The organism is Candidatus Clavichlamydia salmonicola (assembly GCF_015356765.1).
Classification (GTDB): domain Bacteria; phylum Chlamydiota; class Chlamydiia; order Chlamydiales; family Chlamydiaceae; genus Clavichlamydia; species Clavichlamydia salmonicola.
Genome location: NZ_WTCQ01000003.1, coordinates 75,063 through 91,842, shown reverse-complemented (window position 1 = coordinate 91,842; position 16,780 = coordinate 75,063). Strand labels below are relative to the sequence as shown.

At 33.2% G+C, this 16,780-nt stretch carries 12 protein-coding genes, 1 tRNA gene and 1 pseudogene; 5 read left to right on the top strand and 9 right to left on the bottom strand.

Features of this window, described 5'->3' with window-relative positions:
- Positions 1 to 450 precede the first annotated feature (450 nt).
- The 3 genes from CLAVI_RS03545 (at position 451) to lepA (ending at position 4,708) form a co-directional block, all read left to right on the top strand.
- Positions 451 to 966, top strand: a complete 516-nt coding sequence (locus CLAVI_RS03545; RefSeq protein ID WP_194844220.1) for a hypothetical protein — start codon at positions 451 to 453, stop codon at positions 964 to 966.
- 265 nt (positions 967 to 1,231) lie between these two features.
- Complete coding sequence (locus tag CLAVI_RS03540) at positions 1,232 to 2,752, top strand: NTP/NDP exchange transporter (RefSeq protein WP_194844219.1); 1,521 nt, start codon at positions 1,232 to 1,234, stop codon at positions 2,750 to 2,752.
- A 147-nt stretch (positions 2,753 to 2,899) separates the two neighbouring features.
- On the top strand, positions 2,900 to 4,708 hold the full coding sequence (gene lepA / locus CLAVI_RS03535) for a translation elongation factor 4 (protein WP_194844218.1): 1,809 nt from the start codon (positions 2,900 to 2,902) through the stop codon (positions 4,706 to 4,708).
- A 15-nt stretch (positions 4,709 to 4,723) separates the two neighbouring features.
- Here the strand turns inward: lepA and gnd are convergent, their stop codons facing one another.
- Positions 4,724 to 6,175, bottom strand: a complete 1,452-nt coding sequence (gene gnd, locus CLAVI_RS03530) for a decarboxylating NADP(+)-dependent phosphogluconate dehydrogenase (protein ID WP_194844217.1) — start codon at positions 6,173 to 6,175, stop codon at positions 4,724 to 4,726.
- Positions 6,176 to 6,281: 106 nt separating this feature from the next.
- On the opposite strand from gnd, the gene CLAVI_RS03525 reads away from it, so the two are divergent.
- Positions 6,282 to 6,355 (top strand) — tRNA-Arg (locus CLAVI_RS03525).
- Positions 6,356 to 6,376: 21 nt separating this feature from the next.
- Here the strand turns inward: CLAVI_RS03525 and CLAVI_RS03520 are convergent.
- From CLAVI_RS03520 to gltX, 7 genes are all read right to left on the bottom strand, one after another.
- On the bottom strand, positions 6,377 to 7,054 hold the full coding sequence (locus CLAVI_RS03520; protein ID WP_194844216.1) for an N-acetylmuramoyl-L-alanine amidase family protein: 678 nt from the start codon (positions 7,052 to 7,054) through the stop codon (positions 6,377 to 6,379).
- A 17-nt stretch (positions 7,055 to 7,071) separates the two neighbouring features.
- Positions 7,072 to 8,547 carry a UDP-N-acetylmuramoyl-L-alanyl-D-glutamate--2,6-diaminopimelate ligase gene (locus tag CLAVI_RS03515; protein ID WP_194844215.1) on the bottom strand — a complete coding sequence of 492 codons (1,476 nt, stop codon included), beginning with the start codon at positions 8,545 to 8,547 and terminating at the stop codon, positions 7,072 to 7,074.
- Positions 8,544 to 10,496 (bottom strand): peptidoglycan D,D-transpeptidase FtsI family protein, encoded by a 1,953-nt coding sequence (locus CLAVI_RS03510; RefSeq protein WP_194844214.1) that lies wholly within the window; start codon positions 10,494 to 10,496, stop codon positions 8,544 to 8,546. Before CLAVI_RS03510 ends, CLAVI_RS03515 begins: the two co-directional genes overlap by 4 nt.
- A gap of 9 nt (positions 10,497 to 10,505) precedes the next feature.
- Entirely contained in the window at positions 10,506 to 10,784 is a 279-nt protein-coding gene (locus CLAVI_RS03505) for a hypothetical protein (protein WP_194844213.1), read from the bottom strand.
- On the bottom strand, positions 10,781 to 11,668 hold the full coding sequence (gene rsmH, locus CLAVI_RS03500; protein WP_194844212.1) for a 16S rRNA (cytosine(1402)-N(4))-methyltransferase RsmH: 888 nt from the start codon (positions 11,666 to 11,668) through the stop codon (positions 10,781 to 10,783). Before rsmH ends, CLAVI_RS03505 begins: the two co-directional genes overlap by 4 nt.
- Before the next feature lie 198 nt (positions 11,669 to 11,866).
- Entirely contained in the window at positions 11,867 to 12,160 is a 294-nt protein-coding gene (locus tag CLAVI_RS03495; protein ID WP_194844211.1) for a hypothetical protein, read from the bottom strand.
- 130 nt (positions 12,161 to 12,290) lie between these two features.
- A complete protein-coding gene (gene gltX / locus CLAVI_RS03490; protein ID WP_194844210.1) occupies positions 12,291 to 13,844 on the bottom strand; it encodes a glutamate--tRNA ligase in 1,554 nt (517 codons plus the stop codon).
- 657 nt (positions 13,845 to 14,501) lie between these two features.
- Between gltX and CLAVI_RS03485 the strand changes: the two are divergent.
- A pseudogene (locus CLAVI_RS03485) lies at positions 14,502 to 14,891 on the top strand (helix-turn-helix domain-containing protein); the annotation flags it as partial.
- Positions 14,892 to 14,998: 107 nt separating this feature from the next.
- Here the strand turns inward: CLAVI_RS03485 and recJ are convergent.
- Entirely contained in the window at positions 14,999 to 16,738 is a 1,740-nt protein-coding gene (gene recJ / locus CLAVI_RS03480; RefSeq protein WP_194844208.1) for a single-stranded-DNA-specific exonuclease RecJ, read from the bottom strand.
- Between the last annotated feature and the right edge of the window lie 42 nt (positions 16,739 to 16,780).

Here is a 16,780-nt window from a genome sequence, read left to right as displayed (position 1 = left end):
TAAGAGAGAAAGTGTAAAAAAACAAAGAGATCTATTCAAGTAATCTCTTAAAATACATTTGCTCTTTTTTAATATTTTTCTCCTTATTTTTAATAATTATTGTTTTAGCTTTTGATTAGCTATTTCTTTTAAATATTTGCCCATTATAAGCAACCTACTCATTAATAAAATCAAAGAATTTGAGTGGTTAACTATCCTGCTAAAAAAAAGAAACAACCATAAAAAAAAATTCCTTTTTTCTGTTCTTTTCGAAAGATATTCATTAAATGTTTATTGAATTTTTATTGATTAGGTATTGCGCAAAATCAGTTCTCCACATAAACTCAGCAAACAAAATTCGAAACTGCTAAGAAGAAAAAATCTAAGAAATAAGAATTAATAAAGAATGCATAATTTAAAATCGTATTTTTTTAGAAAGCATCAGATCATTTAATGAAGGAAGTAATAACTATGACCCTGAAGGAAAGCGATACCTTAAAGACTAAAGAAAATTTGGAATCTCTTATTAATAAAGCTATTCAAAAAGTAAAAGGCGATAAAGAAAATGACCTGTGTCGTTATCTTCCTGGCCCTTCTGGGGGGTATATACACCATTTTACCCTGAAAAAACTGAAACATGCTTCCCCAGAGCAATTGAACTCTATGCTCAAGAAATTTATTCTTGAAACAGATTCTCCAAAAACTTTAGCCCCAAAACCTCGGGCGCCCAGAGGATCTAAAAAACGAAGGGACTTTATCAGTTTCACTAAAGGTGATATTGAAAGAGTTATTGAATTAGCTCGCATGGTTGGTGATAAAGATTTAGTGGCAAGATTCAGCCCTAAAAAACCCTTACCTTCTTTAAAAAGAGAATTGATTCGTTCTATTAGAAATAATCAAATTAATAATGAATTATGGAATACCTACACTGAAGCAGTAAATACAGTAAGTTCTGTTTCTATTGAATCTTTAGATATTTTTGCTTAATTCATTATTAATTCTTAATAATAAGAATTAAATCAGTATTATCGCTGGGACTTATTTATTTTTTATAAATTTTCCAGCGATTTTTTTGCTGTCAAATAATTATTTGCCTAGTTACCTATTGCAAAATGTAAAGCAAAAGTGTTATATTTCGCTTTGCGTTCAGTGATTTTGTACTTTATCTTTGAGATGATTTAATTCTACTTCATTTAAATAATTTTCTAATCTTCACTGCACCTTGATATTAAAAATAATTTGAGGAAACTCTATGACAAAAGAAAATCAACACAATTTTGGGAAGTGGCGTTCTTTTTTTTGGCCTATACATGCGTTTGAGCTAAAAAAGGTCCTTCCAATGTTTTTCATGTTCTTTTGCATTTCTTTTAACTATACAATTTTAAGAGACACAAAAGACGCTCTTATTGTTACTGCCCCTAATTCTGGCGCAGAAGCTATTCCTTTCATTAAGGTATGGCTTGTTGTTCCAATGGCAGTAGTATTTATGATTGTTTATGCAAAGCTAAGCAATCGTTTGAGCAAAATTGGCCTATTTTACGCGGTATCAATACCTTTTATTTTATTTTTTATTACTTTTTCTTTAGTTATATACCCATTACGCGATGTATTACATCCAACAGTAATGGCAGATAAGTTACAGGCGTTTCTTCCTGTAGGACTAAGTGGATTAGTATCAATTTTTAGAAACTGGTCTTTTGCTTTATTTTTTGTACTAGCAGAACTATGGGGAAGCGTTATGCTTTCTTTAGTTTTCTGGGGTTTTGCTAATGACATCATGAAAATTCAAGAAGCTAAACGTTTTTACGCTCTTTTTGGTATTGGAGCTAACCTAGCTCTTTTAGTTTCTGGTCCAGCTATTATTTGGGCTTCAAAAGTTCGTGATAAAATAGCTCCTGGCCTTGATCCTTGGGGATATTCTATTAAAATTTTAATGAGTCTTGTCTTTGTTTCAGGTTTAGTAATGATGTTTTGTTACTGGTGGATGCAAAAATTTGTGTTAACTGATGCACGATTCTATGACCCACAAGAGCTAGCTCAAAGCAAGAAGAAGAAACCTAAAATGAGTATAACTGAAAGTTTTGCTTATCTAATGCGCTCTCCTTATATCCTGCTTTTGACTCTTCTTGTATTAGGATATGGCGTAGCTATTAACATCGTTGAAGTTACTTGGAAAAGTCAGCTAAAATTACAATTCCCTAACTCTAATGATTACAGTGCATTTATGGGACTGTTCTCTACTGTTACTGGGGTTGTTTCAGTATTTATGATGCTATTCTTAGGTGGTAATGTTGTTAGAAAATTTGGTTGGCTTACAGCAGCTGTTGCAACGCCAATTATGTTACTAATTACTGGCTCTGCATTTTTTACATTAGTCATATTTTCTGGAAAATGCTCTACATTATTTGCTGCTTTTGGAACAACACCTTTAATGATGGCTGTTATTATTGGTATGGTTCAAAACATTCTTTCTAAGTCAACAAAGTATGCTTTGTTTGACCCAACAAAAGAAATGGCTTTCATTCCTTTAGACCAAGAACAAAAGGTAAAAGGAAAAGCAGCTATCGATGTTCTTGGAGCTCGATTAGGTAAATCTGGTGGATCCTTAATTCAACAAGGATTGTTGGTTGTATTTGGTAGTATTGCTGCTATTACACCTTACCTAGCTGGTATTTTAGTTGTTGTTATTATTGTCTGGCTTTTTGCAGCTAAAGCTCTAAATAAGAAATTTTTAGCGCTTACAGAAGACTCTGATACTTCTTCTAACAAATAAACATGAATTAGGGTTAATCCTTTATTGATGTAAAAGCCCATAAAAGAACATATCTTTTATGGGCTTTTTTTTATGAATTGACAACTACATTAAAGATTTCTAGAATTCGACCTAATTATTTAAAAATAACTAAAAAAGATACATTCTTTGAAAAATTCTCGCATAAAACTCATTAGAAATTTCTCAATTATTGCTCATATTGATCATGGAAAGTCTACTCTTGCTGACAGACTTTTAGAATTGACTCATACTGTAGAAAAAAGAGAAATGAAAGAACAAGTACTAGACGCAATGGATCTAGAACGAGAACGGGGGATTACAATTAAAGCTCACCCTGTAACTATGGAATACGAGTACAAAGGTGAAATGTATTGTATTAATCTTATAGATACTCCTGGTCATGTCGACTTTTCTTATGAAGTATCTCGTTCTTTATCAGCATGTGAAGGCGCTTTATTAGTTTTAGATGCATCCCAAGGCATACAAGCTCAAAGCTTAGCCAATGTATACTTAGCTTTAGAACGTGACTTAGAAATCATTCCTGTAATGAATAAAATTGATTTACCTACTGCAGTACCTGAAGAAATCAAAAAACAAGTTAGAGACTTCATTGGATTAAGCACTGAACATACTGTATGTTGTTCTGCAAAAACTGGACTTGGTGTTGATCAAATCTTAGACAAAATCATTGAAGTAATCCCCCATCCAAAAGAACCTACAGATGATATTCTTCGCGCTTTAATTTTTGATTCTCATTATGACTCTTATAGGGGTGTAATGGTTTATGTAAGAATCATTTCAGGCTATATTAAATCTGGCTTACGAATTCAGTTAATGGCTGCAGATAAAATATTTGAAGTTAATGAGGTAGGAATTTTTAAGCCTTCTGCTCAAGTATGTAGTGAATTAGCTCCTGGAGAAATTGGCTACTTTATTGCTAATATTAAAAATGCTCAAGATGTAAAAATTGGCGAAACTGTCACAGCTATAAAACACCCTGCTAAAGAGCCCTTACCTGGATTCAAAGAAATACGTCCTGTTGTATTTGCTGGTATATATCCTGTTGATTCATCAGGATTTGAAGTTTTAAGAGAAGCTCTTTATCGCCTACAAATCAATGATGCTGCTTTATCTGTAGAACAAGAAAGTAGTCATTCTCTTGGTTTTGGATTTCGCTGTGGCTTTCTAGGCCTTTTACACTTAGAAATTATATTTGAAAGACTAATACGCGAATTTGATGTTGAAATTATTACAACATCCCCAGGCGTAGTATATAAACTGTTATTAAGAAATGGAAAAGAAGTTTTAATTGATAATCCTACTCATTTTCCTGATCCTTCATTAATTGATCGCTTAGAGGAACCTTGGGTAAAAGCTCATATAATTACTCCTGGAGAATTTTTAGGTGCTGTAATGAACCTAGGCATGGAAAAACGTGGTCTTTACATAAAAACAGAGACTATGGATCAAGTACGATTATTACTAACTTATGAATTTCCACTAAATGAAATTGTAACTGATTTTAATGATAAACTTAAGTCTGTTACTAAAGGGTATGCTTCCTTTGATTATGAATTTTTTACATATCGTAAAGGAGATATTGTCAAAGTAGATATTCTTGTTAATGAAGTAAACGTAGATGCATTCTCTTTATTAGTTCATAAAGATAAAGCTGAAAATAAAGGAAGAGCTTTGTGTAAAAAACTTGCAGAAATCATTCCTCAACAACTTTTTAAAGTTCCTATTCAAGCTGCTATTAATAAAAAAGTACTCGCAAGAGAAACTATTCGTGCTTTAGCTAAAAATGTAACTGCTAAATGTTATGGTGGTGACATTACTAGAAAAAGAAAACTTTGGGAAAAACAAAAAAAGGGAAAGAAACGTATGAAAGAATTTGGTAAAGTTTCTATCCCTCATCATGTGTTTATTGACATCTTAAAAATAGATGATGATTAAACATTCACAAGCTCATTACGCACTATATACTGATGAGCTTGTATCTCCACCCTCTCCAGTCCAATCAGTATGAAAGAACTTGCTTGGATCTGCATCTAAACGCGCATAACAATGTGCACCAAAATAATCTCTTAAAGCTTGGATAAGATTTGCTGAAGAATTTGCTGTTCTATACCCATCAAAAAATGCAAGAGCTGCTGTGAGACATGGTAGTGGTATACCCATTTTTACACCCAACACTATTGCATTACGCCAACCTTTTTGTGCTTTTTCTAATTCAGATATAAAAAATGGAGCTGAGAATAGATCTGGTAATTGAGGATTATTATCAAAAGATTCTGAAATTTTATCTAAAAACACGCTTCGAATAATACATCCTCCACGCCACATTAATGCAATATTACCATAGTTAAGCTTCCATCCACACATATCAGATTTAGCCTTCATTAACATATACCCTTGTGCATATGATATAATCTTAGACGCATACAGAGCAAAAAAGACATCTTCTATCAGATCGTTAACATTACCCTGAAAACTTTCTGCTGTAATACCTTTAATCCTTTTAGATGCTTCAATTCTACGATCTCGTAATCCTGATAAATAACGAGCAAAAACTGATTGTGAAATCAAAGATAAGGGAACCCCTTCATCTAAAGCACTTACTGCTGTCCATTTACCTGTTCCTTTTTGTCCTGCAGAATCAATAATATGATCCAATAGGACAGAACCATCTTGATCTTTAAAACGAAGAATAGCAGCTGAAATTTCTATAAGATAACTATCTAACTCTCTTTTATTCCAATCTTCAAATACAGCAGCAATTTCATCTGCACTCATATTTAATGCAGACTTTAAGAGTGCATACGCTTCACAAATAAGCTGAATATCACCATATTCAATACCATTATGAACCATTTTAACATAATGTCCAGAACCACCAGCCCCTACCCAATCACAACATGGCTTTCCATTATCAGCTTTAGCTGCAATTGATTGAAATATTTCCTTGACATATGGCCAAGCTTCTTCATTTCCACCAGGCATAATAGAAGGACCAAATCGTGCCCCTTCTTCTCCACCAGAAATTCCTGCTCCTATAAATAATAATTGATGAGCAGCTAGCTCTTCACAACGACGCTGCGAATCATCATAGTGACTATTACCACCATCTATAATAATATCACCTGCTTCAAGCAATGGAATTAATGAATTAATAACAGCATCTACTGCTTCTCCAGCTTTCACCATAATAATAATTTTACGGGGCCTCTTCAAGGTAGCAATAAAATCTATTAGTGATTCCTTACCTATAATAACTTTATCTTTAGCTACTTGGTTGAGGAATTTTTGAGTCACAGAAAAGGTGCGATTAAATACTACTACTGAATAGCCATGGTCACTTATATTTAGTACCAGATTTTGACCCATGACAGCCAATCCTATTAATCCTATATCTGCTTGCATATGTAAAAGCTAACCTCTATCTTGAAATGATATTCTTAGTATTTGTTAAAAAAGGATATTTTTGTCGATATTAACTCTTTTCACAACATATAATTTTGTAGCTCGGGTCCTCGTAGCTCAGCAGGATAGAGCGGTTGCCTCCTAAGCAACAGGCCGCGCGTTCGAACCGCGCCGAGGATGATTTTATAGAAATAATATTTATTATTTAAAATATCCTTCAATTCCCTCTGCAATTCCTTTTGCTAATTTATAACGGTACTTAGGGTCTGCAATACGCTTACACTCTTCAAAGTTCGAAAGAAAACCTACTTCAATTAAAATAGCTGGCATTTTTGTTTCCCGAATAACAGAAAAATTAGCTGTTTTTATCCCTCTTGAATGAATACCTGTACGTGCAACCATACGGCGTAATACCATCTCTCCAATTTTTTGAGATTCTCTAGAACGATTATTATTCTTTTGATCTTTATAATAATAAATCTCTGTTCCATGAGCCATTGATTGAGGAGCATAGTTATAATGAATACTAACAAATAAACTCGCTCCTGATTCATTCGCGAAAGCAGCTCTTTTAGCTAATGATACATAAATATCACTTTGCCTAGTCATTAATACTCTATACCCTATGTTTGTAAGGGCTGTCTTAACAAGCATAGCTGTATTAAGAGCTATTTCTTTTTCCTGATGACGATCTTTCACACTTATCGTTCCCCTGTCTTTCCCTCCATGACCAGGATCAATAATAATAACGCCTCGGAATTTTTGTCCTCCTGAGCGAGAATCTTTCTTATGTTGAGCATGATTACTCACTGGTTTTCCTAAGCCAACATGCGTTCCTATACATAAATAAATAAAAGCAAATAATAAACCTTGTCGCATGTAATAATTTTTGCTCATTACAACAAATTTCCTACTTGTAAATGACTAATAAGCTGATTAACTACCATCTTGTCATTATATGGATAAGAAGTTCTTTTAAACTCTTGAATTTTTTCATGACCTTTTCCAGCAATAAGAATAATGTCTTCTTTCTTTGCCCACTTTAAAGCCACTTCTATAGCAATAGCTCTATCTGGTTCTACAACATGCTTCTCGTGATTAAGAAATCCTTGTTGAATATCTCTTAAAATAGCTTCTGGTTCTTCTGAACGTGGATTATCAGATGTTAAAATAATGAAATCAGCTAACTGCTCTGCAATAGCACCCATTAGTGGGCGTTTAAAATAATCTCTATCTCCCCCACATCCAAAAACTATAATTAAGCGTCCTTTATCATCTAAAGCATTCCTTAAAGCGGTAAGCACTATTTTTAATGCACCAGGCGTATGAGCATAATCAATAAAAATAGAGCAGGGACCACCATCTATAGCCTCCAATCGTCCTGATGGAGCCACAAATTTATGAAAAATTTCAGATAATTGTTTTAGAGGTGCTTTTAAGATTTTCACACAAACAGATAACGCAGCCATTACATTATAAATATTATGTACTCCAATCAATCTACAATGAAAAGGTACTATTTCTCTTTGGTAAACAATATTAAAAAATAAATTCGGCCCATCCTGTAAGATATCAGTAGCATATAAATCTGCTGAAGGATCTAAGCCATAAAAAAAAGTGCGAGCCTGACACCCTTCTCTAACAATTTCAGTCCATGGGCAATCTTTATTAAAAATTGCCCATTGCAATGGTGTCAAATTTATAAATAATTTACGTTTTTCTTGTGCATAATTTTCCATCGTACCATGGACATCAAGATGCTCAGAACAAAGATTCGTGAAGATTGCAGCATCAATATTACAACCTTTAATTCTACCTTGCATAATGCCAAAAGAACTGACCTCCATAGCAACATGTTTACAGCCATACTTCAACATTTCTTTCATTAATTTTTGAGAAGTAATGATATCTGGAGTTGTATTTTTACCCTCAAATATATGATTACCAACAAGATACTCAATTGTGCTAATTAATCCACATGGCTCTCCTAACATATCAGCACAATGCTTGAGCATGTATGATACAGTCGTCTTTCCATTTGTACCTGTAACCCCCATAACATGCAAATGCCTAGAAGGATCTCCATAAAATTTAATGACAAGCGCTGATTTGCATTCAATAATATTATCTGTCACCATTTGTACAGTATTAGTAAAGAATGGGTTGTATTGATCAGATAAAATAGCAATAGCACCGTTATCTAAGGCATCTTGAATAAAATTATTTCCATCTAATTGCGTTCCTTTATGAGCCACAAAAATATTTCCAGGGGCTGTTACTCTTGAATCATAAGATATTCCTGAAACATCAATAGATTTAATTTTTCCATAAACAATACAAGGTAAGTCTGCTATTAATTTATTTAATTTCATTTTTGATTCCATAGCTCATAAAGAAATTTCAAGGCCTGAGCCTCTTCTTTAAAAACTTCTTTTTGTTTAGGCTCACCCATATACTCCAATGCTCTTTCAGCTATGCATTTAAAAATTGGTGCTGCTGCTCGTCCACCCATATAATTTTTTCGTCCTTCTACCATTGTATAAGCAGGATCATCAACCGTAACCATCAAAACAAATCTTGATTTAATTGATGGATCTTGAGATGCAGGTGCAAAGCCAACAAAAGAAGCCATATGGCTTTTTTTACAATAATGTCTACCTACAATTTTTTCAGCTGTTCCTGTCTTTCCTCCAGAAGTATAGTGAGATAAAGAAGCTAGTATACCAGACCCCCCTGGTTGTGTGGTGTACCTTAACGCCTTATATACTTGCCGTACTACATGTTTATCTACAACAGAAGACATAATTTTTTCATCCAAAACTTTTGTTAATAATGTTCTCTTATTTGTATTATTTTCAGTAAGCATAATTTTTTTAACAAATGTTGGATTAACCAAAAATCCTCCATTTACAATAACAGAATAAGCTCGGACTACCTGAAGCATCGTTGCCATCATATTATAACCCATAGCTAAAGAGTAGGGCGTAGATAGGGACCATTGATATAATCCACCTGGATATTTTTTATTAGGGGTTGGAATAAATCCTTTGGCTTCCCCAGGCATTTCAATCCCTGTCTTGACGCCTAATCCAAATACTGACTGTAATGTGTCATGGTACCAATTAAAACCCATATGACGCACAATAAGATCAGCTAATTGCGCCATATAAACATTTGATGACTTTTGTATAGCCATATTCATATTTAAGGCTCTACTTGGAAATATATCTTTCAATGGAAAGCGTGTACGTCCTGGAAAAATAGACCTAGTAACATCCATTTTAGCTTCAGGATCAAAGATAGCTGGCTGGCCCAAGTTTTCTAACTCTTTATTTGCCATAAGAGCCAACGTTACTGTCATTGGTTTCATAATAGAAGCAAATTCAAAAGCCTCTACAATAGGTTTACTCTTTGTTTGTTCTACTTTAAGTGGATCATTAAAGTAAGATCTATAAGAAGTAGGATTAAAAAAAGGATACTGCCCTATAGCTAGTATTTCTCCTGTATAAGGATCCATCATCAAAGCCATAGCTCCTTGAGCTCCTGTTCTCTCCACCCCTTTCTCTAATTCTTCTTCTATAATACTTTGTAAACAATGATTTACACTAAGATAAACATCTGCACCATTACGAGGTTCCTCTATCACACGGTCAATATCCATGCGATTTAAAGGAGAACGCAATAATTTACGTTTCCCTACTTTTCCATCTAAAACATGATTAAAATAAGACTCTAATCCTCCAGTTGGAAAAGCCTCTAAAGAAACCTCATCCTTATCATCTCTTATAGTATGTAAAACTTGCCCTAACAACTTGCCATATGGATATGAACGATGATAATCTTTTACAAAATAAAGAGCATTTGGAGCTATTTTGTGCTGTCTAGCATAACTTTGCCACCACTTTAAAATGTGATCTTTACGAGTACTATCCAATTTACGCATTAAGCAACGACTACGACTAATTTTTAAAAATTCTTTTTGAATGATTTGAGCATCACTAGATAAAAGATCTGCTAAAACAGCACTAATCTCTTGCTGACAAATCTGTGGAACAGCTACTGGATCCACATATAAATGAAAATTAGTAAGATCATATACTAATGGACAAAGATCATCTTGGTGACCTTTTTGAATGCTCATATTAGAATAAAAAGATCCCCTTTTAAAGGGTTCTTTCACAATAAATTCATGCTGTAAATTAGCTTCCCGCGTCCAACGTGCACCTTGAACTACCTGTAAATGAAAATAACGAGCTACTAAAAAAGAAAACAAAACAAAGATGAAAGAAGCTACCACTAGAATACGTTTTTTACAAGTCATGGCAAAGTATCACGATGAAAAATCTATAATCTCATTTGAAGGAACCATATGTAAATGATAAAACTCTGGCAACTCTGCTAACATCATTAAATGTTCTGGGTTATAAAACTTATCTAACATGAAACGTAAATGATGATTCTCTTCTTGTAATACATTAAGCTCTTTTTCTAAAATTGGAATCTCTAAACGAATACCTGTTATTATATTTTGCTGATTAATGAAATTATAAATAAAACATATAACTCCACAAACACAAATAAGGATTCGAACAAAAAATCCTTTTTTCAAATTACCCTCTCAAATAATCTCATCTTAGCAGAACGACTTCTAGCATTCATCTTGATCTCTTCTTTAGAAGCTTGTATTGGTTTTTTAGTTAATATAACCCCAAGATCCTCTATTTGATAACGTCGAAAAGCATTTTTTACTTCTCTATCTTCTAAACTATGAAAAGAAATGATAGCCAATCTTCCCTGTGGCTTTAAATAAGAAGGTGCTTCTAAAAGAAATCTCTGTAAAGCTCCAATTTCATCATTCACATAAATACGCAATGCCTGAAAAATAAGAGTAAATGGATGTATATTTTTTCTTAATCGCCATGTAGGAAAAATATGACGTAATACTTGTCCTAACTCTAAAGTAGTTGTAATACGATGCTTTTTACGCACAGAAACAATGGCTGCTGCAGCACGCTTCCATAAAGGCTCTTCCCCATAATCACGAAAAATCTCTCCTAATCGCCTTTCTGAAAACGTATTAACTACTTCTTCTGCAGTGACACCCTCAGAAGTATCCATACGCATATCTAACTTACCATCCTTACGAAAAGAAAAGCCTCTTTCAGGTTGATCCATCTGCATGGATGAAAATCCTAAATCTAATAAAATACCATCAAATGGTGTCTCTTTTCCTATATCAGCAATACAATTAAAACTATTATGTATCAAGCGTAAGTAAGGCGTAAAAGATATTAAATTATTTTTAGCTAACTCTAAAGCAGCACTATCTTGATCAACACCTACAAAATCAGTTAACTCAGAATGACCCTCTAGCAATGCCTTAGCATGTCCTCCAGCGCCTAATGTTCCATCAAAAAAAGAATTCACTTCCTTAGAGCTAAAAAAAGAAAGAAAATCTTCTTTCAATACAGGGATATGGGGCAATATCGACATTTTTCCTCTTTTACTTGAACAAGCAGAAGAAGGCAGTCTAGCAGAAGCGACTAGTACAAACAACCATCACGCTTCTTTCTGATGCTCAAGTGAATGATAATATAAAAATAGAAAGAACAAGAAAATATTCACCTTGATTCTTTCTATTTTTATTTAGGCTATATTAATCATAAAGAAGTAGAAAATAGATTCAAATTATTACTTGTCAGCTGCATGTAAATGAGAACTTTCTTCCTTAACAACAGGTTTTTTAACTGTTGCAGGCTTTTTTACATCGACTTCTTTGTGATCAGAAGATTTTTTCATATCTTTATTTTTGTGCTGCTTGGTCTTTTCTTTTACGCCATTAGTAGCACCTTTACTACCAGCTGATGTACAAGATGCCTTTGTTTCACAATTTTTTGTCTTACAAAGAATTGTCTTCACACAAGAACAACCTGAAAGACCAAAAATTGCCAATGCTAACGTTACTGCTATGACAAATTTTTTCATAAACCCCTCTTTCCATAAAAATCGAACAAGTACCCTATATAGATACCATCATTCCTGATGGTTCTATTTAAAATAATTATTGTCTATAAAAATTCTTTTATTAATCAATAGGATACTCATCATCAATTAACTATGATTTATTAACCTTAGATTCAGCTAATGAAGTAAAAAAACTAGAACAATCCCCTTTCTTCCACTCTTCCTGCAAAGCACGATACATTTTTTTAGATAGTCCACCTAAATAATTCATGGCATTTAATAACCTGCAATTAGTTTTTGGCTTACCTAATAAAGCAACTGAATCAAATAAAGGTAACCCCTTGGTCTTCCCTGTAATAGCACTATAAAGTAGTGGTATCATGCCTTTTTTATAATGAATACCAAACATTTTAGCTGTATTTTCTGAAGCTTTTCTAAAACCTTCTCTACCCCAATCATCATCTGCTTCCATACACCAAATCATCGATTGTAATAAAACCGCTCCCTGCTGAGTAGTTAACCCACGAGATAAAAGCTCTGACTCTGAAGTATATGTAGGATTACCAGTAAAAAAGAAGTGACATAGCTCCATAAAATCACCAAATGTCTTAATACGAGTATGGCATAAAGGGCTCAACTTTTCCATGAACTCATCATTAAATCCCCACTGCTTAATTTGAATCCAAAGATCTTTCTCTGCTATATTATTAATAATATAATGTTGATTTAACCAATCCAACTTTTTAGTATCAAATATTGCTCCTGAAATACCAATATGTTTTGGATCAAAAGTACTGATAAGTTCTTCTTGTGAGTAAATTTCTTCTGTAGAATCAGAACGATATCCCATTAAGGAAAGAAAATTGACAAATGCTTCAGGCAAGTACCCTGCATCTTTATAATAAGAGATAGATGTTGCATTCCGTCTTTTAGATAACTTTGCCCCATCAGCACCTAATAATAAAGGCATATGCAAAAATTGAGGTGGCTCCCAGCCAAATGCTTCATATAAAAATAAATGTTTAGGGGTAGAAGGTAACCATTCATCTCCTCGGATAACATGCGATATTTTCATAAGATGATCATCTACTACATTTGCCAAATGATATGTGGGAAAACCATCTGATTTGAGTAATACTTGATCATCTACATCACTCCAAGGTATAACAATTCTTCCCTTGACCATATCTTCAAAAATACATTCTCGAGAAAGCGGTACTTTTAAACGAATAACAAAAGACTGTCCTTTATTTTCTCTTTCCTTCACTTCTTCCAAAGAAAGATAACGATAACGACGATCATAGCCTATCTTAGCCCCTGACTGTGCATTTGCCATTCTTGAAGCTATCAGCTCTTCTGGTGTAGCAAAACATTTATAAGCAAATCCAGATTCTAATAATTTTTGAACATATTCTTGATAAATACTAGTTCTCTCAGATTGTCTATAAGGAGCATATGGTCCTCCTTTATCTGGACCTTCGTCCCAATTAAAACCACACCAGCGCAACGCTGATAAAATGTTTTCTTCATATTCTGGACGACTACGTGATTGATCAGTATCTTCTATGCGTAAAACAAAATCTCCTGCATATCGACGCGCAAATACAATATTAAATAGAGCCATATATGCTGTGCCAACATGAGGATCTCCTGTAGGAGAAGGCGCTATTCGCACTCTAACGCGGGTATTTTCTGTTGAAGACATATCTAAAAAAGCTCATTCAAAAACTTAAAAGGCCCTCTTATAATCTAACATATGGTTTTATTCAATAATTCTGACCTGGCATCCTTTATTAATAAAAAATCTTCTGTGCTTTATACTCTTTCCTCGATCATCTTTGTAGTTATTATTTATCTAATTGAAATTTTTTCTGCTTTTTACAAACTTTTTATTTGTTAAGATATAATTAAGATGTGACAAAGGTATTATAAAGAGAAAATCTTTTTTTTCTTTTACATATCTTGTCATTATACCTATCCACATAGATCTCTCCAGTAGATTTTCTTGCCATTTCTAATCTTTATTCTACTTAATAAAAAATTATTTTCTTTTATATTTAAAAAATCAAAAAACATAAAAGTTAAAATTAAAAACCTATAAAATGATTGTTATACACAAAAAAAAACTTGCTTGATAATTGCATGTTATGACAAAATAACTACTTAAAAATATTTTAAAACAAGAAAAAATGCAAATCGTAGATGTTTAATTACAATTATTAAACTATCGCTTTGTAAAAGAATTATTTTTTTAATTATTGATCTAAAGATCATAGCCTAAACTAGGAGGTTTCCAAAAACAATGAGTATAGAAGAGGAGTTGCAAGAATGGTCTAGTGAATCACAACTTTTATCTAATGAAATGGATAAAAAAGTTGTTTCGATTACACAAGCTGCAAAAATTAATAGTGTAACAAGACAAGCGATCTATGTAGCTATCAAACAAAATAAGTTAAAAGCTACAAAAACAAATCGCTGGGAAATTGATCTTAAAGATTTAGAAGATTATCGAACGAATAAATATTCTCGAAAGAAATCTACTTTTGATGGTGAATTACTATTTGATAATTCTAAAGGTCTTTATTCAGTAAATCAAGTTGCAGAAATACTAGAAGTGCCTGCCCAAAAAATTTATTATGCTACTCGCACAGGTATGCTTAAAGGTTCCCGTAAAGGAGCTGCTTGGGTTATTGACACTGAAGAAATAGCTCGGTTTAAAGAAGAGTATTTATCTAAAAATAAATTGGTAAAAAAAGAAAATTAAGAAAAAATTTCTTAATTCTTTTGATCCTTGGAGATTAATATCTTTCTGTTTTTTTGAACTTTTCAGATATGAATAAAGAAAAAGATAATTTCATTTTATTCATCTAAAAGCTGAAAATCTTTTAAAATCAAACGGATAGAATATTTTCCATAGGCACCATACACTTGAGGGGTATAAGCTATACGTAATGTTTGATGTATTGTTTTCTTTAAGAAAGCTAATTTATCAATCATACCAAAAGCCATACCTTCAAGAACACAGCTATTTTGTTTTAGATATACTTTTAAATGGGCCCCTCCAATAATTTTAGGCATTCTTACTTGATTAACATCACAGTAGAATACAGGAGGGGGATTTTCATTGCCGAAAGGTTCTAACAAATCTAAAGAAGCCATTAAATCATCATTTAGCGCTTCAAAATCTACTTGTGCATCTAAAAACATCTTAGCAACAATATCTTGTGGCCTTAAAGATGAATTAATAATATGTAAAAATCGTTTTTTGAATGGTATTAAGTTATCTTCTTTTAACGTAAAACCTGCTGCATATGGATGTCCACCATAATTAATTAAAAAATCTTTACACTTACTTAAGATAGGTAAAAGAGCAAAATTTCTTACTGTGCGAGCTGATCCTTTGCTAACATTTCCTTCTATAGCCACAACAACAGCAGGTCTATTATAATTTTTTGATAATCGTGTAGCTAACAAAGGGACAATTCCTGACTGCCATTTATCAGAAAAAAGAAAGATGGCTTTTGATTTTAATACATCTTGTTCTTTTGCTAATTTTACCTCTACATCATGCAAAGCATGCTGCTCTAACATCTGTCTACGCCTATTCATATCATTAATCTGTTCTGATAAAAATTTAGCCTGACTAAGATCCTCTGTTAATAAAAGATCTATGCCCTTCATTGGCTTCCCTACACGACCTAAGCTATTTAAACGGGGAGCTATCTTTAATGAAATATCTGAAGCCTTAGCTTCTTCTTGTTTTACACCCACGTCTTCCATAAGCTGCCTTAAACCCACCCTGGATGTCATCCGAAGTTGTTTAATCCCATAGGTGACTAAAATGCGATTTTCATCTTTTAATACTCCCATATCTGCGACAGTTCCAAGAGCTACTAAATCTAAAAACTTTTTAAGATCAGGCAACCTATCAGATGATATACCCATACCTACTAAATAATGAGTAATAGCATGAACTAACTTAAAAGCAACTCCTACACCTGTAAGATCTCTACTTGGATGAGAAAGAGGGGCTCTTTTAGGGTTTAACACAGCTGTGCATTCTGATAGTTTATCAGTTAACTCATGATGATCTGTAATAATGACATCAATACCATCCTTAACCACCTTTGTAAGAGCTTTGCCAGCAGAAGTTCCACAATCAACAGTAATAATTAATGAGCATGATCGAATCTTAGCTTCATCAGCTAATTGATAAAAATAATCATGCCTACTCCCTTCTAAAGATGGTAAAAGATAATCCACAGCAATACCAATATCTCGAAAAAATTCAACCAATAACGCTGTTCCTGTCATACCATCAACGTCTGTATCACCATAAACAAGAATTTTTTCACCTTTTTCCATAGCAGCTACAATACGAAGAACAGATGCTGTCATCCCTGGTAAAAATCGTGGATCATAAAGATCTGGTAATTTAGCGTATAAGAATCGATTTACTTCTTTTATCGAAACAGATCCACGGGAAAATACACATGCTGCTGTAACTGGATGTATAGAAAATTCTTTTACAATTTTCTCCACACCTAGAAGATTAATGGTAGGATAAACCCACTCAACAGGATTTTGGGGAAATATCATGCAAAAAGACCTAAAAACCTTTTATAAAAAAGACTGAAAAGA